15 protein-coding genes are annotated in these 19,143 nt (G+C 70.0%); 9 read left to right on the forward strand and 6 right to left on the reverse strand.

Annotated features, from left to right (window positions below; genetic code table 11):
* Positions 1-9: 9 nt before the first annotated feature.
* On the forward strand, positions 10-2,061 hold the full coding sequence (locus tag ACIBK3_RS10660; RefSeq protein WP_399364050.1) for an alpha-L-fucosidase: 2,052 nt from the start codon (positions 10-12) through the stop codon (positions 2,059-2,061).
* Positions 2,062-2,155: 94 nt separating this feature from the next.
* Complete coding sequence (locus tag ACIBK3_RS10665) at positions 2,156-3,196, forward strand: LacI family DNA-binding transcriptional regulator (RefSeq protein ID WP_399364052.1); 1,041 nt, start codon at positions 2,156-2,158, stop codon at positions 3,194-3,196.
* Positions 3,197-3,278: 82 nt separating this feature from the next.
* Here the strand turns inward: ACIBK3_RS10665 and ACIBK3_RS10670 are convergent, their stop codons facing one another.
* Complete coding sequence (locus tag ACIBK3_RS10670) at positions 3,279-3,845, reverse strand: nucleoside deaminase (protein ID WP_399364054.1); 567 nt, start codon at positions 3,843-3,845, stop codon at positions 3,279-3,281.
* 128 nt (positions 3,846-3,973) lie between these two features.
* Between ACIBK3_RS10670 and ACIBK3_RS10675 the strand changes: the two genes are divergently transcribed.
* Entirely contained in the window at positions 3,974-4,942 is a 969-nt protein-coding gene (locus ACIBK3_RS10675; RefSeq protein ID WP_399364056.1) for an antibiotic biosynthesis monooxygenase, read from the forward strand.
* On the opposite strand, the gene ACIBK3_RS10680 is transcribed toward ACIBK3_RS10675, so the two are convergent.
* Entirely contained in the window at positions 4,932-5,075 is a 144-nt protein-coding gene (locus tag ACIBK3_RS10680; RefSeq protein WP_399365524.1) for a zinc-binding dehydrogenase, read from the reverse strand. The genes ACIBK3_RS10675 and ACIBK3_RS10680 overlap by 11 nt on opposite strands.
* 263 nt (positions 5,076-5,338) lie before the next feature.
* Here ACIBK3_RS10680 and ACIBK3_RS10685 point away from each other — a divergent pair, with 263 nt between their 5' ends.
* On the forward strand, positions 5,339-6,715 hold the full coding sequence (locus ACIBK3_RS10685) for an FAD-binding oxidoreductase (RefSeq protein WP_399364058.1): 1,377 nt from the start codon (positions 5,339-5,341) through the stop codon (positions 6,713-6,715).
* A gap of 272 nt (positions 6,716-6,987) precedes the next feature.
* Positions 6,988-8,970, forward strand: coding sequence for an amino acid transporter (locus ACIBK3_RS10690; RefSeq protein WP_399364060.1), 1,983 nt, complete (start codon positions 6,988-6,990; stop codon positions 8,968-8,970).
* Positions 8,971-9,198: 228 nt separating this feature from the next.
* Here ACIBK3_RS10690 and ACIBK3_RS10695 read toward each other — a convergent pair whose 3' ends face one another.
* From ACIBK3_RS10695 to ACIBK3_RS10705, 3 genes are all read right to left on the reverse strand, one after another.
* Complete coding sequence (locus ACIBK3_RS10695; RefSeq protein ID WP_399364062.1) at positions 9,199-10,440, reverse strand: PP2C family protein-serine/threonine phosphatase; 1,242 nt, start codon at positions 10,438-10,440, stop codon at positions 9,199-9,201.
* A 300-nt stretch (positions 10,441-10,740) separates the two neighbouring features.
* Positions 10,741-11,430, reverse strand: a complete 690-nt coding sequence (locus ACIBK3_RS10700; protein WP_399364064.1) for a response regulator — start codon at positions 11,428-11,430, stop codon at positions 10,741-10,743.
* On the reverse strand, positions 11,427-13,349 hold the full coding sequence (locus tag ACIBK3_RS10705) for an ATP-binding protein (RefSeq protein ID WP_399364066.1): 1,923 nt from the start codon (positions 13,347-13,349) through the stop codon (positions 11,427-11,429). Before ACIBK3_RS10705 ends, ACIBK3_RS10700 begins: the two co-directional genes overlap by 4 nt.
* Before the next feature lie 313 nt (positions 13,350-13,662).
* On the opposite strand from ACIBK3_RS10705, the gene ACIBK3_RS10710 reads away from it, so the two are divergent.
* The 4 genes from ACIBK3_RS10710 (at position 13,663) to ACIBK3_RS10725 (ending at position 18,508) form a co-directional block, all read left to right on the forward strand.
* On the forward strand, positions 13,663-14,523 hold the full coding sequence (locus ACIBK3_RS10710) for an ABC transporter ATP-binding protein (protein ID WP_399364068.1): 861 nt from the start codon (positions 13,663-13,665) through the stop codon (positions 14,521-14,523).
* The gene (locus ACIBK3_RS10715; RefSeq protein WP_399364070.1) at positions 14,520-15,401 is read left to right on the forward strand and encodes an ABC transporter permease; all 882 of its coding nucleotides are present in this window, start codon (positions 14,520-14,522) and stop codon (positions 15,399-15,401) included. Before ACIBK3_RS10710 ends, ACIBK3_RS10715 begins: the two co-directional genes overlap by 4 nt.
* A gap of 91 nt (positions 15,402-15,492) precedes the next feature.
* Positions 15,493-16,581 (forward strand): ABC transporter substrate-binding protein, encoded by a 1,089-nt coding sequence (locus ACIBK3_RS10720; protein WP_399364072.1) that lies wholly within the window; start codon positions 15,493-15,495, stop codon positions 16,579-16,581.
* 178 nt (positions 16,582-16,759) lie between these two features.
* Complete coding sequence (locus ACIBK3_RS10725; protein ID WP_399364074.1) at positions 16,760-18,508, forward strand: hypothetical protein; 1,749 nt, start codon at positions 16,760-16,762, stop codon at positions 18,506-18,508.
* Positions 18,509-18,632: 124 nt separating this feature from the next.
* Here the strand turns inward: ACIBK3_RS10725 and grpE are convergent, their stop codons facing one another.
* Positions 18,633-19,142: a nucleotide exchange factor GrpE gene (gene grpE / locus ACIBK3_RS10730; RefSeq protein WP_399364077.1), complete on the reverse strand. Its 510-nt coding sequence runs from the start codon at positions 19,140-19,142 to the stop codon at positions 18,633-18,635.
* Position 19,143 lies beyond the last annotated feature (1 nt).

Genomic DNA, 19,143 nt, shown 5'->3' on the forward strand with positions numbered 1-19,143 from the left:
GGGAATCACATGACCTCCGAACCCGCCCTCCGGGTCACCGTAGGCCCGGACGACAGCGACGACGACCGGCGCCGCAAGGCGTCGCTGGTCAGACCCGCGGCCCGCCAGGTCGCCTGGCAGCGGCAGGAACTCGTCGCGTTCCTCCACTTCGGCATCAACACCTTCACCGGCCTGGAGTGCGGTACGGGCACGGACGACCTTTCCCTGTTCGACCCGGCGGAACTCGACTGCGGGCAGTGGGCCCGCAGCCTCGCGGACGCCGGGTTCAGGTCGGTCATCTTCACCGCCAAGCACCACGACGGCTTCGTCCTATGGCCCAGCCGCTACACCCGCCACTCCCTGACCGCCACGCCCTGGCGCGGCGGCCACGGCGATGTCGTACGCGAACTGGCCGAGGCCGCCCGCGAACACGGCCTCGGTCTCGGCTTCTACCTCTCGCCCGCCGACCTGCACCAGTCCCGCGCCCCCGGCGGCTGCTACGGCAACGGCAGCCCCGCCGTGAAGTCCGTCATCCCCACCCTTGAGCCGGGCGACGACCGGGCGGCCCGCGTCGAGTCCGGTGAACTGCCGTCGTTCACGTACGTGGTGGACGACTACAACCGCTACTACCTGAACCAGCTGTACGAACTGCTCACCGAGTACGGCCCCGTGAACGAGGTGTGGCTGGACGGCGCCGACCCGACCGCCACCGCGCAGCACTACGAGCACGACGCGTGGTTCTCCATGGTCCGCGCGCTGGCCCCCGACGCCACCTGCGCGGTCGGCGGGCCCGACGTCCGGTGGGTCGGCAACGAGAGCGGCTACGCCCGCTACAGCGAGTGGAGCGTCGTCCCGATGAGCGGCGCGCCGTCCGAGTTCGCGCAGACCACCGCGGTCGCCGAGGAGGAGCATGATCTCGCCGGTCCCGGGCCCATGCGGCAGGCCGGTCACCTCGCCTGGTACCCCGCGGAGGTCGACGTCTCCATCCGGCCGGGCTGGTTCCACCACTCCTCCCAGGACACCGCCGTCAAGTCGCTGCCGCGGCTGATGGACCTGTACCGGCACTCGGTGGGCCGCAACGCGGTACTGCTGCTCAACGTGCCGCCGGACCGGCGCGGTCTGCTCGCCGGCCCGGACGTGGAGCGGCTCGCCGAACTCGGCCGCGTCCTGCGCGACGTCTACGGCGATGACCTCGCCGCGGGGGCGGCGGCCGACGCGGACCCGCTCGGGCACATGGTCGTCCGGCTCCCGCAGCCGACGACGTTCAACGTCGTCGGCCTGAGCGAGGACATCGCCCACGGCCAACATGTGGAGTGCTTCGCCCTCGACGTGCCGCTGGGGGGAGCGTGGACGCAGGTCGCGACCGGCACGACGGTGGGGCACCGGCGTCTGGTGTCCGTGCCACACCCCGTGACGGTGGACCAGGTGCGGGTGCGTGTCCTCACTTCGCGGGCCACCCCGCGGCTGAGCCTGTCCCTCCACCTCGATCCGACGGTGCCCGAGCCTGTCATCCACGGCTCCTTCGCCGCCGCCCGTGACAACACGGGGATCAGCAGCGACGACGCACCCGCCCTCGGCGACCTCGACGGCACCGGCATGAGCCTGTCCGCCCAGGCGCTGGCCGCGGCCGGAATCGTGCCCGGCGGGCACGTCGCACACGGGGGGATGGAGTTCCGGTGGCCCGACGTCGCCCCGGGGGAGCCGGACAACGTACGGGCCGACGGGCAGACCATCAGGATCACGGGCTCAGGAGACCGGATCGGGTTCCTGCTCGCCGGAACCGCCGACCGCAGCTTCGGACCGGGCCTGGTGACCTACACCGACGGCACCCAGCAGGAGATCCCGCTGTTCGCCCTCGACACCCTGGGGGAGGGGGACTATCCGGCCGCCGCGCAGACGGTGGTGTCGACGCCATACCACAACCGGCCCACCGGGCGTGTCGACCGGCCCGCCCGGATCGGCTGGTGCGCGGCGCCGCTCGACCCCGGCAGGACGCTCGAGTCGATCACGCTTCCCCGGTACGGGGAGGGGAACAACCCCGAGGAGGCAGGGGTGCACATCTTCGCCGTGGCGGTCGGATGAGGCCGGTTACAGTTCTCGGCCCAGGCAGAACCCCCCTGGAAGTGGTTTGTGGCGGCAGCGCGCGGGCCGGTCGATGCGGGAGTGAGGACGGTTGATGGTGGTACCGGGCAAGGAGCAGCGACATGCCGCTCACGCTCCGACCCGAGCGGGCCGGGCCACGATTGTGGACGTGGCGAATCTGGCCGGAGTGTCCCGGCAGACCGTATCTCGCGCGATCAACGACAAGGGCGAGATCGATCCCGCGACGAAGGAGCGGGTGCTCGCGGCGGTTCGGACCCTCGAATACCGACCCAGCCGGCACGCCAGGGGCCTGCGGCGGCCGGGGTCGGTGACCGTCGGGCTCATCGTTTCCGACCTGGCCAACCCGTACTTCCCGGAGGTCGCCGCCGGCATGCTGGAGGTGGCCAAACCGCAGGGCTGGAACGTGACGGTCTGCGAGTCCCGCAACGTCCCCGAGGAGGAACGCGAGGCGCTCGACCTGCTGTCCCGGCAGGCCGACGCGATCGTGGGCTACTGCGACAGCGCCGACGACGTGCTCGCCCGCTACGCGTCCGGGCTGCCGATCGTGCTCCTGGAACGGGCCCCGGACGAGACCCGGTTCGGGTCGGTGGGCATCGACTTCGAGGCCGGCGTCCGGGAGGGAGTCCGCCACCTGATGGGACGCGGACACCGCCGGATCGGGATGCTGGACAGCGCGCTGCCGGGGACGCACAGCCTCCGTGGCGAACACTTCCTGGCCGAGGTGCGGGCCCACGGACTGCCGGTCGACGAGGACTGGATCGCACCCGCCGATGGCCAGAGCGTGGCGGGCGGCGAGCACGGCATCGCGCTCCTTCTGGACCGGCATCCGGACCTGAGCGCCGTCGTCGGCTTCAACGACCTGATCGCGATCGGCGCCATGCGGGAGGCGCGACGCCGCGGCCTTCGGGTGCCGGACGACATCGCCGTCCTGGGCTTCGACGGACTGACCCTCGGGGAATTGGTCGAGCCGCCCCTGACCACCCTGTGCATCGACAAACGGCAGGTCGGGCGGCTCGCGGTCGAGCAGGTCACGCAAATGCTGAAAGGGAAGGAGCCCGCCGCCGGGGAGGGCGCCTGGGTGGTACCGGAACTCAGCGTCCGCGCCTCGACCTGATCCCCGGCCGGTCCGGGCGGGCGCCGTAAGAGCTGTGGCGATTCTTGAGCCAGTCGCAAAGGCGGCCTGACCAACCTTCAGTTCAGTAGGCGTGCCGGTCCGGCTTCCTCTCCCAGGTTTCGTACGCGTTCGCGCCCAGCTCCGGGTGGATCTGCTCGATGTGGATCCGGCGCTGGTCCAGCGGCTTCTTGAAGTCCTCGTACTGGAAGACGTCATCGAAGCCGATCTTCCGCGTGGCGTCCAGGTCGCAGCTGAAGTAGACGTTGTCGATGCGCGACCAGTAGATGGCGCTCATGCACATGGGACACGGTGCGCCACTTATGTACATCGAACAGCCCTGGAGCATCCGGGCCCGCTCCGGGACCACGTCGGGCGAGCCTTCGGGGCGCGGCACGTATTCCAGGGTCCCCTCGTTCTGGTGCTCTTCCGAGATGGTGGGCGCCTCCGGGTTGAGGAGCTGGGACGCCTTGCGGATGGTCTCGATCTCGGCATGCGCGGTCGGGTCGCCGGTCAGGAGGACCCGGTTCTGGCCACGAGCGACGATCTCACCGTCCCGGCTGAGCACGGCACCGAACGGGCCGCCCCAACCGTGCTCCACCGACTCCGTGGCCAGCCGTACCGCTTCCGTCAGGAACTCCTTGTGACCCATAGGGACCTCCACTGCGCACCGGTTCGGGCATTCCGATCGATTGCAAAGGGATGCAAAGGGATTTCGTAAGCTTGTGTGCGTAATGACCAATTTGTCTTATAAGTACCTTTGTGTCTACGCTACTCCGTATGAGCGCCAGCGCAAACCGCGGCCGTGGTGCGGCCGGAGCGACCGTTGTGACCTCGCAGAAAGTCGTCCCGGGCCGCGAGGACGACTACAAACGCTGGCAAGAACAGGTGAACCGGGCCGTAAGGGCCTTCGACGGCTTTGAGGGAACGGAGCTGTACCCGCCCGACTCCGCCGAGGACAACCAGTGGGTCGTGGTGTTCCGCTTCTCGGATGTCGACCGGTTGAGCGCCTGGCTCGGGTCGGCCACGCGCCGTGAACTCGTCGATGATGGCCGCGACTTGTTCGAGGAGGAGCCCTCCCAGGAGGTTCTGCGCGGAGGGCGACCGGCCCAGGAAGCCGTGACGGCCGTCGTCTCCCACGCGGTGCGGCCAGGTCGCGAGCAGGACTTCGAGCGTTGGCAGGACAAGGTCCTGAGGGCCCAGCAGAAGTCCCCGGGCTTCATGGGCTCCGAACTCTTCGCGCCCGTCGAGGGTATCCAGGACCGCTGGGTCGTTGTGTTCCGGTTCAATACCCGCGAACACCTCGACCAGTGGTTGCAGTCGGATGTCCGCAGGAAACTGCTGGAGGAGGGGCGCGAGTACTTCGCGGACTACGACGTGCGCGAGATCGCGTCGGCCTTCAGCGGATGGTTCCGCTTCGGCGAAGGGGAGCAGGCGGGTGTCCCGCCCAATTGGAAACAGGCCATGTCCGTCCTTCTCGCGCTCTATCCCACCGTCATGGTGCTCAACCTCACCGTAGGGCGCGCCCTCATGCATGTCGGCGTGGCCGGATACCTCGGCCTTTTCATCTCGAACGTGCTGAGTGTTGCGATTCTGACCTGGCTTCTGATGCCGCTGGTCGTCAACCGCTCCCTGGCCTTCTGGCTGGCACCGGACCGACCGCGTTCGCGCCGCACCGACCTGGTGGGTGCGGCCGTCGTGATGGTGTGTTACGCGGCGCTCCTCGCGGTTTTCGCTCTCACCGTCTGAAGCGTCCGACATAGGAGATGTGGCCGCCGGGCTTGGTGACGTGGAACGTCGCCTCCCAGGTACCTGGTGTGCCCAGCGCCTCGATGGCCGCATCCACACCCTGTCCGTCCGTCAGCTCAAGAATGCGCTCCAGACCATCGCGGTGGTCGTACGCACCACGGCCTCATTCGGTCCCGGTTCCGGAGTGGTGTCCGTGGCCCATCCCTGCCCGCCACGAGTCGTTTCTCCACGGGCTGCGCGGTAGGCTTCAAAGGCTCAAATCACCTTGACTCACCACTGAACAACGACGTGCTTTCAGGGTCGTGTACAAGGGCGGTCCCCGCAACTCGTCTGTCCGCAACTCGTCTGCGCGAGGGCATGCAGCGCACCGCGGGTGGCCGGGGCAAGGAGTGCCGGATGAGCCGCTACACGCAGATTCGCGGTCTCGGGGGGCGGTCGGTCCGGCGCAACGACGCCGGTTACGAAGACATCCGCAGGGCCGCCGTGTGGAACACGCTCACACCGGCGCGGTTTCCCGACGTCATCGTTCGCGCGGCGTCGGCCGGTGATGTCGTACAAGCGGTGCGCCTGGCCCTGTCCCAGCGCCTCCAGGTCGCCGTACGGTCGGGAGGACACAGCTGGTGCGGGTCGCCCCTGCGCGACGGGGGCATGCTCATCGACCTGTCCGGGCTCCGCGGCTGCGCCGTCGACCCCGACTCCGCGACGGCAACGGTTCAGCCCGGCGTCACGGGCGGGCAGCTCACCTCGGAACTCGGCCGCCACGGCCTCGCTTTCCCCACGGGCCACTGCGGGTCCGTCGCCGTCGGCGGATACCTTCTCAGCGGAGGACTCGGCTGGAATTCCGGTGCCCGCGGGCCGGCGTGCGCCAGTGTCGAGGAGATAGAGGCCGTGACCGCGGACGGGGAGCAGGTGACCTGCAGCGAGAGCCAGAACAGGGACCTGTTCTGGGCGGCCAGGGGAGCGGGTCCCGGTTTCTTCGCCGCGGCCACCGCTTTCCGCCTCAGGCTGTATCCGCACCCTGGCACGATCGCGAGCACCAGGTGGACCTTCCCCCTCGCGTACGTCGCCGAGGTGACGCACTGGGCCACCGAGCTGGCCGCAGGGCTCTCCCCGAACGTCGAGTTCAGCTTCTCACTCGGCACGGCGGACGCCGGTCCCCGGCCGGGCCCCAAAGTGGTGACCGTCACCGGCACCGCCTTCGCCGCGTCGCGACAGGAAGCCGGCGAATTCCTCCTGCCGCTGCGCCACTGTCCCCTGCGTCGACGCTCCCTCTCCCGCCGACAGGACGAGCCGACGACGTTCGAGGCCCTGTACGACTCCTCCGCTGCCCTGTGGCCTGCGCGACTCCGCTACGCGGCGGACACCCTGTGGTCGGACACCGGCTTCCCCACGCTGCTCAGCGAGCTCGCGGATGTCGTCGACTCGGCTCCTTCGAACAGGTCGATGGTTCTTGCACCGTTCTCCCCGGCAGGCCGGCCGCCGCCGGACATGGCCTTCTCGGCGCTCGGGGAGAGCTATGTCGTTCCCTACGCCGTCTGGGACGACCCCCGCCAGGACGCCGCCAACATCGGCTGGCTGCGGGAAGCGATGCACCGGGTGGAACCCCTCGGAACGGGGCACTACATCGCCGAGGCCGACCTCACAGCGGCATCGTCCCGTGCCCGCCGCTCCTTCACCGCGGGCGACTGGCAGCGCCTGCGGAGCCTGAGGACGCGGTACGACCCGGACGGCGTCTTCTCCTCCTACCTGTCACCGGAGGAGGCCGCGCTGTAGTGCCACTCCCTGGGTGGCCGAGGATGCGGGCGAAAAGGTTTCTCTGCGTGGCCGCGGGCCCGTGGCGCCCGGACGCCGACATCCTGCTCGGCGTCCGGGCGCGAGGCGACGCCCGGCTGCCCGGCGACGACGCGAAACGCGGAGACGGTATCTGACCCCCCGGTGGGTCGGTGTTGCTGAGAGGTCCGCATACTCGGTGGTCGTTGCGGTGCCGTGAGTGCGGTGACTGCTGTGGCCGGTGCGCTGGGCGGGTAGAAGGGCTGTTGGGGGTTATGAGGGACGCGAACGAACCGACCGTGCCGGAAGTGGTGGACAGTCCCGCCGTCCGGGCGCAGCCGAGCGGCAGCCTGGCACGCTGGTTGCTGCGCCACCGGGTGCAGCCGGTCGGGCCGGCGGCGGGTGAGGGGCATACCGAGCCGCACGCCTGGTGGAAGGTGATGTGCCTGACGGGCGTGGACTACTTCTCCAGCCTGGCGTACGTGCCGGCGATCGCGGCACTCGCGGCCGGGGCGGTGTCGCCGTTGGCGACGTTGCTGATCGTGGCGCTGACGCTGGTGGGGATGCTGCCGATGTATCGGCGGGTGGCCCGGGAGAGCCCGCACGGTGCCGGGTCGGTGGCGATGCTGGAGGATCTGCTGCCGTTCTGGTGGGGCAAGCTGTTCGTGCTGGTCCTGCTCGGTTTCGTGGCCACGTCGTGGATCATCACGATCACGCTGTCCGCGGCGGACGCCTCCGTCCACATGGTGGAGAACCCCTACCTGCCCCAAGCCCTGCACGGTCACGAGGTCGCCATCACGGTGGCGTTGCTGCTGGTGCTCGGAGGCGTGTTCCTGCTCGGGTTCAGCGAAGCGGTCAGCGTGGCCATCCCGTTGGTGGCGGTCTTCCTGGTGCTCAACGCGGTGGTCATCGCCGTGGGACTGGTGGACGTGTTCACCACGCCGGGGGCGTGGTCGGCGTGGACGAGCGCGCTCGGTGAGGGTGGGGGCGGATTCGGCGATCTGGTGGAGCCGGCGCTAGTGGCCTTTCCGCTGCTGGTGCTGGGGCTGTCCGGTTTCGAGACCGGGGTGAGCATGATGCCCCTGGTGTCCGCGGAAGGTGCCGATCCCGAGCAGCGGCTGCGCTCGCGGATCCGCAACACCCGCAGGCTGCTGACCACCGCCGCCCTCATCATGAGCGTCTACCTGCTGTCCGCAAGCTTCGTGACCACCGTCCTCATCCCGCACAAGGAGTTCGAGCCCGGTGGCGGTGCCAACGGCCGTGCCCTGGCCTGGCTGGCCCACGAGAACGTCGGTGAGGCGTTCGGCACCGTCTACGACGTCAGCACCATCCTGATCCTCTGGTTCGCGGGCGCGTCCGCGATGGCGGGACTGGTCAACATCGTCCCGCGGTACCTGCCCGACTACGGCATGGCCCCGGAGTGGGGACGCGCGGTACGCCCCGTGGTGATCGTCTACACCGTCCTCTGTGTCCTCATCACCCTCGCCTTCGACGCCGACGTCGACGCCCAGGCCGGCGCCTACGCCACCGGCATCCTGGCCATGATGGTCTCCGGCGCCTTCGCCGTCACCGTCTCGGTCGTACGCCGTCGCCGACGTGCGACCGCCACAGGCTTCGCGCTGCTCACCGCGGTTCTGTTCTACGCCCTGGTGGCCAACATCGTCGACAAGCCGGACGGCATCTCGATCTCCGGCATGTTCATCGCCGGCATCGTCGCCGTGTCACTGATCTCCCGGGTCTCACGCACCACCGAACTGCGCGCCGACCGCATCGTCTTCGACCCGGCCGCCCGCCGGTTCATCACCGACACCCTCGCCCACGACAACGCCATCAACATCATCGCCAACCGCCGTGAGGCCGGCGACGGCGCCGAGTACCTGGCCAAGGAACGCGAGCAGCGCGGCAGCAATCCGGTGCCGGGTCCGGCCGACGTGCTGTTCGTGGAAATCGACGTGATCGACCCGTCCGACTTCAGCGAAACCCTCACCGTACGCGGCGTCGAGGTCGACGGATACCGGATCCTGCGCGCCGAGGCCCCGGCCGCCCCGAACGCCATCGCCGCGATCCTGCTCGCCCTGCGCAACGCGACGGGTGTCCAGCCGCACTGCTACTTCGCGTGGGCCGAGGGCAGCCCCCTGATGCACATGTTCCGCTACTTCCTGCTCGGCCGCGGAGACACCGCTCCGGTCACCCGCGAGATCATCCGCAGCAACGAACCGGACCCCGCCCGCCGCCCCGGCATCCACGTCGGCGGCTGACCCGGCGGACTCCGCCGCGGGGTGAACGGTCGCGCGGAGTCCCGCCCTGACCAGGCGGCGCGGCGGTGGTGCTCGTACAGACCGTCGAAGGCAGACGCGTGGTGGGCGTGACGGTGTCGCCTTCCTGGCACATGTGCTCGGCCCGATCCCCGCTGTCGGTCTCGGCCGCATCGCCCTCGTGGCCGCTCTGGTGGTGCAGTTCGCCGTCCGCCGGTACGTGGCCTGGATCTACTCCACGACGGCGAGGTGGTCGGTGGTGCCCCCGCGCCACTCGATGAGGAACAAGGTCGCGTCATCGCTGGTGCGGCCGCCGCGTTCCCGCTTGAGGGCGCGGGAGAGCCGGAGCCCGTCCGCGCGTACCCCCGCTCGGGTGTGTTCGACGCGGTTGACGCAGCGGATGAGCCGCTCTTCGCCGAACGGTTCTCCGTCGGCGTCGCGTTCCTCGATCAGGCCGTCGGTGTAGCACAGCACCCGGTCGCCGGGCTGGAGTGTGTATTCGCTGACCTGAGGAGGGGCACCGCCGAAGCCGACGGGCAGGGTGGTCCGGCTTTCCAGCGACCGGGCGACTCGGCGGTCGCGGATCAGCAGGGGGGCGGGGTGGCCGGCATTGACCCACTTCAGGTGGCCGGTGACGATGTTCAGGTCCATCATCTGCGCGGTGACGAAGTGGTCCGGCCCGAACTGCTCGGAGATGGCCTGATCCATGAAGGTGTACTTCTCGGCGAGGCCGATACCGCCGCGTCTGGCGTGCCGGTAGACACCGACGGCGATGGTCGCCATCGCGGCGGCGTCCAGGCCGTGGCCCATCGCGTCGATCACGGCCGCGTGCAGGACGTCGTCGTTGAGGGCGTAGTCGAAACTGTCGCCGGCGATGTCGTACGCGGGTTCGAGGATTCCGCTCACCGTGACCTGCGGCACGGACATGGTCAGCGGCGGCAGCAGGGACCACTGGATCTCCGCGGCCACGCTCATCGGTTCGCGACGCCGGGCCTGGAAGAAGCGGTCGGTATAGGCGTGCTTGGTGACCAGCATGTCGGCGACCAGGCCGGCGAGTCTGCGCAGCAGGCGCCGGTCGTCGTCATCGACGGTGTCCAGGGTCAGCGCCATGACCCCCACCTCGTCGCTGCCGTCCAGCAACGGCAGGTACATGCGAACGCCGTCGGCCTGGGGAACCTCGACCGGGACCATCCGCAGGAAAGCCACGCCGGCCGGGGAGTCACCGATCACCTCGGGTTCACCGACATGCAGTCCGGTCCCCGGCAGCGGCACCAGTACTTCCTGCGCGTAGTCCTGCAGGAGGACCGAGACCTCGCGTCCGCCGACCCTCGCCACCTCTTCGGCGATCAGCGGAGCGATCAACGCCGGCGGCATCTCATGTGCCCGGTCCAGCAGCACCCCCAGCAGCCGCTCACCGAAACCCTCCGACCGGTCCGGCAAAACCTCGTCATGGTGCCGTTCACCCTCGGTCACAGCCACTCCCCACTGGCCTGACCGGCCGACTGTCGATCGCCTTCGTGAGCTTCCGCGGTGTCTCGCCCCAGAAACGTTCACAGCACCCGATCTTCACCCCCCGCTCCTGGACCCGCCGGTCACCACAGCCCGCCCTCCCGGCGAATCCTCCGAACAGCGCAGAGAGGCCCGACCGCTGTCTGAAGGCATCCTGACCGCCCGCGGCGCTCACTGAACGCGGGACGCGGTGGCGAACCGGGTGGTCACGCGGCTGTGGTACGGCTGGCCGCACCGTGCGAGGGCGAACCCTTCGCCGCCGGCTCACCGGACGATCCGGTAGCGGTGTTCGGGGCGGCCGGTGGCCCCGTAGCGGAGTTCTAGCCGGACCATGCCCTCCCGTACCAGGTACGAGAGGTACCGCTGGGCCGTGGCGCGGGAGACGCCGGTGAGTTCGGCGGCCTGGGCCGCGGACAGGGCGTCGTGGGCGGTGCGCAGGACCTGGTGCAGGAGGGCGAGGGTCGGCGCGGAGTGACCCTTGGCCGGGACCCGGGGAACCGCCGGTGGCCGGGCGGCGCTGAACAGGGCGTCCACGTCGGCCTGGTCGGTTCGCCGGGCCAGGCCGAGGGCGTCCACGCGATGCTGGAGTTCGCGGTACGCGGTGAGCCGCTCGGCCAGGTCGGCGGAGCCGAACGGCTTGACCAGGTAGCCCACGGCGCCGAGCTTCATCGCGGTCCGTACCGAGGTGATGTCCCGGTCGGCGGTGATCACGATCGCGTCGGGGCGGGCGCCGCCCTCGTCTCCGCTGAGCTGCCGCAGCACGTCCAGTCCGCTGCCGTCCGGCAGGAAGACGTCGAGCAGCAGCAGGTCGGGGTGGAGGGCGCGTACCGCCTGCAGTGTCTCGGCCACGGTCGCCGCCCGGCCGACCACCTCGAAGCCCTCGACGCGGGACGCGTAGTCGCAGTGGATGTGGCTGACACGGAAGTCGTCCTCCACCACCAGGGTCCGGATCATCCGCGGTCGCCTCCTGTCGCCGAGGCCGTCGTGAACTGCGCGTCGCGCGGCACGGGGGTGGCGTCCGGAAGCGGGAGTACGACGGTGAAGACCGCGCCCGGCCCCTCGCTGACCGTGACGGTCCCGCCGTGCCGCTGCGCCAGCCGGTGCACGAGGGCGAGTCCCAGCCCGCGCCGGGCGGTGCCGCGGTCGGGCCGGGTCGACCAGCCGTCCTCGAAGATCGACTCGGCGGCGCCCCGCGGTATCCCCGGGCCGCTGTCCGCGACCCGCACGAACACCTGGTCGACAGCCTCGACCAGCGAAAGCCGCACCTCGCGACCGCCGACGGGCAGCGATTCGCCGACCTGAGGCGGTTCGCCGGCCGGGAGTGGTCCGCCGGCCTGGGGTTGTCCGCCGGCCTGGGGCAGTCCGCCGTCCTTGGGTTGTCCGCCGACCGGGAGTTGCCCGCCGACCGGCAGTGGTCTGTCGGCCCAGAGTGGTCCGCCGTCCTCGGGTAGTCCACCAGCCGGCAGCGGTCCACCGGCCGGCAGCGGTCCGTCGCCCGGCAGCGGGCAGCTGACCGGGGGCTGTTGTGGCCCGTCGGCCGGGAGTGGTCCGCCCGCCGCCGCGTCGATCGCGTTGTCCAGCAGGTTGCCGACGATGGTCAGCAGCCGGCGCAGATGCGGCGGGTCCTCGCCGAGCGCGGAGTCGTCGCTGAGCACCATCCGTACCCCGCGTTCCGCGGCCACCGTGGTCTTGGCGACGATCAGCCCCACGAGCAGCGCGTTGCCGATCCGTTCGCGTACCGACTCGGTCAGCGCCTGGTCGGCGCCGGCCGACTCGACGGCGTACTCGTAGGCGGCGTCGTGGTCGCCGATGTCCAGCAACCCGGCCACGGTGTGCATGCGGTTGGTGAACTCGTGCTGCTGGGCGCGCAGGGCGTCGGTCAGCCCCCGCACCGAGTCCAGTTCCCGCAGCAGCCCGATCAGCTCCGTACGGTCGCGTACGGTGACCACCGCGCCCAGTTCGCGGCCGTGCAGCGTCACCGGCATCCGGTTGACCACCAGGCAGTGCTCGTCGGTCAGGACGCTGAGGTCGGTGCCGGGCAGAGTGCCGTCCAGGGCGCGGCGCAGCCGCCCGTCGGGCAGTATCTCGTCGAGCCTGCTGCCGAGGGCCGTGCCGAGGCCGAGCAGGGTGCGGGCCTCGTCGTTGACCACGGTGATCCGGCCGTCGGGGGCGAAGGCGATCACCCCTTCCCGGATGCCGTGCAGCATCGCCTCCCGGTCCTGGAGCAGCCCGGCGATCTCCTCCAGTTCCAGCCCGAAGGTCGACCGCTTCAGCCGCCTGGCCAGCAGGAACGCCGCCGCCGAGCCGAGCGCGACCGCGATCGCGCTGTACAGGGCGAAGGTGGGCAGCTCCCGCCACAGTTCCCCGAGCACATCGTGTTCGGGGATACCGGCCGACACCTCGCCGACCAGCGTGCCGGTGGGCCCTCTCAGCGGAGCCTTGCCGTTGGCGGACCGTCCGGTCGCGCCCTGGTCGGAGCCCACGTGGGAGTGGCCGTCCAGCACCGGGATCGGATCGCCCACCGGTTCGCCGATGAGCGCCGGGTCGGGGTGCGAGTGGCGGATGCCGTGCAGGTCGATCACGACCACGTAGGACGCCCCCGACGCCTTGCGGATCCGTTCGGCGACGGTCTGTACGACGTCGCCGCCACCGCCGTATGCCACGGCCCGCCGGATCTGCGGCTCGGCGGCCGTGGTCTGCGCGATGGCCAGTGCCCGCTGCTCGTAGGCACGGTCGATCTCGGCCCGCTGGGCGAACACGAACAGCACGAAGCCGATGACCCCGGTGAGGGCCAGGATGACCAGCTGGTTGGCCAGGATCCGCGCGGAGAGCCTCCCCTTCCCGCCGCGACCGGTCCGGGTACGGATGGGCATCACAGGTGCTTCGCCCTTGTCGTGCTGCCGGGCCCGGCCCCTGCGCCGTACCCGTGGTGGCGTGATTGTGTCCCACCACGGACATTCTGCCCACCCCCCGACGTGCTGAGCAGAACGCGCAGAACCCCGGTAAACACGGCTAACGCGAGATACGCCTGAAACGGCGACGTAACACCGGGCGGCCTCTAGCGTCTGCCTTCCTCGGCCTCCGAGAACCTCCGAGGACCTCTGAGGGCCTCCGAGGACTCCGATGAACCCCGGGGACCTCCAGCGAACTCCGGAGACACCGAGGCAAGAAAGGAGACGGCTTCAGATGGTTTTGCGAAACGATGGCGCCACGGCTCCCGTCGTCGAGGAAATCGGCCGGGACAGTGCGCGAGTCGAGATATCAGGGCTCACCAAACGGTTTCTGACGCCCGCGGGTGAGGTGTTCACGGCACTGCGGGATGTCTCGTTCACCGTGGAGCCGGGCCAGTTCTGTGCGGTGGTGGGCCCGACCGGCTGCGGCAAGTCGACGACGCTGAGCATGGTGTCGGGGCTCGACCGGCCCAGCGAGGGCTCGGTCAGGGTCGGCGGCCGGGAGGTGGACGGCGTCGCCGACGGCGTCAGTTTCATGTTCCAGACCGACGCGCTGCTGCCCTGGAAGTCCGTCCTCGGCAACGTGCTGATGGGCCCGGTCTTCCGTGGCGTCCCCAAACAGCGGGCGCAGGCCTCGGCGCGCGACTGGCTGCGCAGGGTGGGCCTGACGGGGTTCGAGGACCGCTACCCGCACCAGCTCTCCGGCGGTATGCGCAAGCGGGTGGCGATGGCCGCGGCACTGATCAACGAACCCAAGATCCTGATCATGGACGAGCCGTTCGGCGCGCTGGACGTGCAGACCAAGGCGATTATGTCGACCGAGCTGCTCGGCCTGTGGGAGCAGATCCGTCCGTCGGTCATCTTCATCACCCACGACCTCGACGAGGCAGTGGCGCTCGCCGACCGGGTCGTCGTCATGACGTCCAGCCCCGGCTCGGTCAAGGCGGTCTTCGACATAGACCTGCCACGCCCGCGCGGCGCGGTCCAGGAGATCCGCTTCCAGCCCCGCTTCATCGAACTTCAGCACCAGATCTGGGAAACCCTGCGCGAGGAGGTGGAGCGCGCCTACGCACGCACCGCAGGAGGTACGGCATGAGCACGACGTCCGCCCTTTCCGCCGCCCCGGCCAAGGACAGCGCACACGCCTCGGCCACGGCCGCCGCCAGACGCGCCGCCCGGCGGCGCACCGCTCTGGTGTGGGCCGGCCGCGTCGGCCTCGCGGCCTTCGTCATCGGCGGCTGGCAGGCGTTCACCACCTGGGGGATCGTCGACCCGTTCTTCTTCGGGCAGCCCTCCGGCATCGCCAGAAGGCTGGTCGACCTCTTCCGGCACGGCACCGAGTTCGGGTCCTTCTACTCCAACGTGTGGACCACGATCCAGGAGGCCCTCGCCGGCTTCGCCCTCGGGGCCGTCACCGGAGTGGTCTTCGGCGTCGCGCTCGGCCAGAGCCGCTTCCTCGCCGACGTGCTCGGCCCCTACATCAAGATGGTCAACGCCATCCCGCGGATCGTCCTCGGCTCCATCTTCATCGTCGCCTTCGGCATCGGCGTACTGCCGAAGATCCTGCTCGCCGCGGTGCTGGTGTTCTTCATCGTCTTCTTCAACGCCTTCCAGGGCGTCCGTGAGGTCGACCGCAACATCCTCGCCAACGCCAAGGTGCTCGGCGCCTCGCAGCCGCAGATCATCCGGCACGTCATCGTGCCGTCCGCGCTCACCTGGATCATCGCCAGTCTGCACAGTGCCTTCGGATTCGCCATCGTCGGCGCGCTGGTCGGCGAGGTGCTCGGCGCGCAGAGCGGTCTCGGCCTGGTCATCAAGACCGCGCAGAACAACTTCGACCCCAACGGCGTGTTCGCGACGATGCTCGTCATCTCGGTCATCGTGCTCGGCGCCGAGTGGCTGATCGGCAAGCTGGAGCACCGGCTGCTGTCCTGGCGCCCGCCGGCGCCGTCCGAGGCCTCGAACGCCCTCTGAGCCCGAACGCCCTCTGAGCCCGCCGCACTTCTCTCCTTCCCCCTCTCCTCACCTCACCTCAGAACCCTCAGCAAAGGAACCGTGGTCAGCCATGTCCAGACGACCCGCCGCCGTCGCCGCGTCCGTCCTCACCGTTCTCGCTCTCGGCGCTGTCAGCGCCTGTTCCGGCAACTCCTCCGCCGCGACCGGCGGTTCGGGCGGCACGCCGACCGTCAAGCTCATGGCCGGCGGCCTCGACAAGCAGATCTACCTGCCGTACCAGCTCGCCCAGCAGCTCGGCTTCTACAAGAAGTACGGCGTCAACGTCGAGCTGAGCACCGAGACGGACGGCGGTGTCGGCGCCGAGGACGCGATGGCCTCGGGACAGGTGGACATGGCGGGCGCCTGGTACAACCACACGATCGACTTCCAGGTGAAGGGGAAGGCGGTCGAGGACGTCGTCCAGCTCTCCGGTGCGCCGGGCGAGCGGGAGATGTGTACGGCGAAGAGCGGCGTCCATTCGGCCGCCGACTTCAAGGGCAAGACGCTCGGCGTCACCGACCTGGGCTCGGGCACCGACACCCTCACCCAGTTCCTGGCCGCCAAGAAGAACATCAGGACCAAGGACTTCAGCCGGATCGGGGTCGGCGCGGGCTCCACCGCCGTCGCCGCGCTGCAGAACGGCAAGGCCGCCTGCGTCATGACGACGCAGCCGACGGTCGCCGCGATCCAGAAGAAGGGTGTCGGCACCTCAGCGATCGACCTGGCCACCACCACGGGTGCCAAGGCCGCGATGGGCGGCGCCTGGCCGGCCGCGAGCGTCATCGCCCGTACCGACTGGGTGGACTCGCACAAGGAGGCGGTGCAGAAGGTCGTCGACGCGCTCGTGGCCACCATGCACTGGATCAACACCCACAGCGCGGCCGACATCGCGAACAAGCTGCCCACCTCGTACGTGTCGAACCAGTTGGTGACCAAGGCCGACTACATCAAGGCGCTGACCGAGGACAAGGGCCAGTTCCTCCCGGACGGCCTCATGCCGGCCGGCGGCCCGAAGACCGTACTGGCGACCGAGGAACTGGTCGGCCACGCGACCTCGTCGGTGAACCTCGCCAAGACGTTCACCAACGACTTCGTCATCGAGGCCAACAAGACCGAGGGCTTCAAGACGACCACCACCCCGGCGGGCCCGAACGGCTGAGCTTTCATCAGGTACGGGGCGCCCGGGTGACAGCCACCCGGGCGCCCCTTAGCGGACGGCAGTGGCGGGATCCTGAACACCGGACCACCTTCTTGTGACGCTTTTGCCTTCCCCTGATGAACCCAGCGCGCACATCTCCGCTCTCCATGTTGTAGTAACCAGAGTGGAGAAGGTGGACATGAGCACCCAAACTGTCGACACCAGAGTGCGGCAGCGCGACGCGCCTCCGTCCGCGATCACCCGGCAGCGGACGACCGACAGCGGTGACACCCCGCAGCAGTGGCACCGGGGCATGACGCTGATCGCCACGATCAGCCTGTTCATCGGCACCCGCGCGACCTGGACCAAGGCGATGCTCATCCACCCGCCCGTCGCCGGGGTCATCTCCGTCTGCTACGCGGGAATCCTCGTGTGCGGGGTGCTCGCACTGTCCGTGCGCAGCAGGCGGGCGCTGGTCCGGGTGGACGCCGCGGTCCTCGTCCTCGCGGTGGCCCTGGTGGTCTGCGGTTACTGGCTGGACCACGCCGGCACCGACGAGGGTGTGCTCACCGCGCAGGCCGCCAGCGAGATCCTGCACGGCCGCCCGGTGTACGGACAGCCCTGGCCCTGGCTCTTCGGCACTCCGAAGTCCGGCCTGACCAAGACGATGTCCGGCGGAGCGGACCTGACGTACGGCTATCCTCCGCTGACCGCTCTGCTCGCCGCGCCGGTCCACGCCGTACTGCACTCGACGGCGGCCGCCACCGTGGTCACCACCGGCGCGCTGATCGCCGGCTCGGTGGCGCTGTGGCTGCTGCTCCCGGTGCCCTGGCGGTCGGCGGCCACCGCCGTGTGCCTCGGCTTCGGGTTTCTCCCGACCTACGCCCGCTCCGGCTACCCCGCCATCGTGGCCCTGGCCCTCCTCGTCCCGGTGGTGGTCCGCTGGCCCGCCACCGGCGCGGACGGGCGTCTCGGGCGCAACGGGGTGCTGCGAGCGGTGTGCCTGGGCGCCGCCTGCGCCGCCCAGCAACTGGCCTGGTTCCTGCTGCCCTTCCTGCTGATCGGCCTGTACGCCGTGCGGCGCGGCGAACTCGGGGCCCGGCCGGCGACCGCCTTACTCGCCCGCTTCACCGGCATCGCGGCCCTGACGTGGGCAGCCATCAACGCCTACTTCGCCGCCCAGAGCTTCTCCACCTGGTGGGAGGGGCTGCTGCTGCCTCTCACTCAGAAGGCGATCCTGCACGGCCAGGGCCTCATGGGCATCTCCTACTACTTCACCGACGGCAGCAGCCGCCTCGACTACTACTCGTACGCGAGCTTGCTCCTTCTCGCGGGCCTGCTCACCGCCACCCTGCTCTTCGTCCGCCGCCTGGGACCGGCCCTGACCGTGCTGCCCTGGCTGGCGTTCTTCCTCGCGACGCGTTCCCAGGACGGCTACTACCTGATGATGACCCCGCTGTGGCTGGCCGCCGCCGCGACGGTCCCCGCCTCATCCTTCGCCTCCGCGTGGGAACCCCGCATTCCCCGCCTCACCGGCCGCCTCACCAGGACCGCCGTCGTCGCGGCGCTCCTCACACCGGCCCTGCTGTGCGCCGGCATCGCCGCCGCCAGTCCGCCTCCGCTCGACATGACCCTCACCGCCCACGTCACCGGCCGAGCCCGCCCCGTGATCACCTCCGTCACGGTACGCGCGGTCAACACCACCGACACCGCCCTCACCCCGCACTTCGCCAGCCGCGTCGGCCACAGCGCCTCCAACTGGTGGACCATCACCGCGGGGCCCACCACCGTCGCCCCGCACAGCACGGCCGTGTACGTCGTACGGCCACAGGGCGGCCGTCGTGCCCTGCCCACCAGTCCGGCGCAGCACATGTACCTCATCGCCGTCACGGGCACCCCCATGACGATCACCACGGCTTCCCTGGGCAACGCCACCGACCCGGACTGACGGCGGGCCGCTCGCGTCGGTCAGGGGGCCGGCTGCCCACGGCGTGCCGCGTACCGACGGGTGGCCTGCCGCGTGCGCTCGCCCCGCCGCGCGGTCCCGGCGCCGCTCTCCTGGCCCGCGTGTTTCAGGCCGGCTCCTGATCGTCTTCGGGCCGGGTCGGTTCCCCCGGCTGCCCGTCGGAGGCAGGCGGGCCGGTGACTTCCACGTGGGCCGGACGCAGCATTCGGTCACCGAGCCGGTATCCGGTGCGCAGCACCTTGGTGCAGGTCAGGTGACGGGCCGTGGTGTCGGGGTGGTGGGTCAGGGCTTCGTGCCGGGTGGGGTCGAAGACCTCTCCCTCCTGGCCGAACGCCTGCATCCCGAGCCCGGCGAGCTGGGTCTCCAGGGTGCCGATGATGTCCTTGAGACCCGGCGTCATGGGCTCGTGCTCGTACGCGCGGTCGACGGCGTCCAGTACCGGCAGCAGTGCGGAAAGTACGTTGGCCACCGCGATCTCGCGTACGGCCAGCCGGTCCCGCCGTACCCGCTTGCGGTAGTTGTCGTACTCGGCCTTCACCCGCTGGAGATCCGCCGTGCGCTCCTCCAGCAGGCTCTGCAACTCGGTGTCCTCCGTGTGCGGTCGGCCCTTTTCCATG

The sequence above is a fragment of the Streptomyces sp. NPDC050287 genome, from assembly GCF_044459385.1.
Classification (GTDB): domain Bacteria; phylum Actinomycetota; class Actinomycetes; order Streptomycetales; family Streptomycetaceae; genus Streptomyces.

Bases quoted from the DNA above. Each gene is read 5' to 3' on its own strand.
- ACIBK3_RS10660 (WP_399364050.1), top strand. From the start codon at position 10: ATGACCTCCGAACCCGCCCTCCGGGTCACCGTAGGCCCGGACGACAGC.
- ACIBK3_RS10665 (WP_399364052.1), top strand. From the start codon at position 2,156: ATGGTGGTACCGGGCAAGGAGCAGCGACATGCCGCTCACGCTCCGACC.
- ACIBK3_RS10670 (WP_399364054.1), bottom strand. From the start codon at position 3,845: ATGGGTCACAAGGAGTTCCTGACGGAAGCGGTACGGCTGGCCACGGAG.
- ACIBK3_RS10675 (WP_399364056.1), top strand. From the start codon at position 3,974: ATGAGCGCCAGCGCAAACCGCGGCCGTGGTGCGGCCGGAGCGACCGTT.
- ACIBK3_RS10685 (WP_399364058.1), top strand. From the start codon at position 5,339: ATGAGCCGCTACACGCAGATTCGCGGTCTCGGGGGGCGGTCGGTCCGG.
- ACIBK3_RS10690 (WP_399364060.1), top strand. From the start codon at position 6,988: ATGAGGGACGCGAACGAACCGACCGTGCCGGAAGTGGTGGACAGTCCC.
- ACIBK3_RS10700 (WP_399364064.1), bottom strand. From the start codon at position 11,430: ATGATCCGGACCCTGGTGGTGGAGGACGACTTCCGTGTCAGCCACATC.
- ACIBK3_RS10705 (WP_399364066.1), bottom strand. From the start codon at position 13,349: ATGCCCATCCGTACCCGGACCGGTCGCGGCGGGAAGGGGAGGCTCTCC.
- ACIBK3_RS10710 (WP_399364068.1), top strand. From the start codon at position 13,663: ATGGTTTTGCGAAACGATGGCGCCACGGCTCCCGTCGTCGAGGAAATC.
- ACIBK3_RS10715 (WP_399364070.1), top strand. From the start codon at position 14,520: ATGAGCACGACGTCCGCCCTTTCCGCCGCCCCGGCCAAGGACAGCGCA.
- ACIBK3_RS10720 (WP_399364072.1), top strand. From the start codon at position 15,493: ATGTCCAGACGACCCGCCGCCGTCGCCGCGTCCGTCCTCACCGTTCTC.
- ACIBK3_RS10725 (WP_399364074.1), top strand. From the start codon at position 16,760: ATGAGCACCCAAACTGTCGACACCAGAGTGCGGCAGCGCGACGCGCCT.
- grpE (WP_399364077.1), bottom strand. From the start codon at position 19,142: ATGGAAAAGGGCCGACCGCACACGGAGGACACCGAGTTGCAGAGCCTG.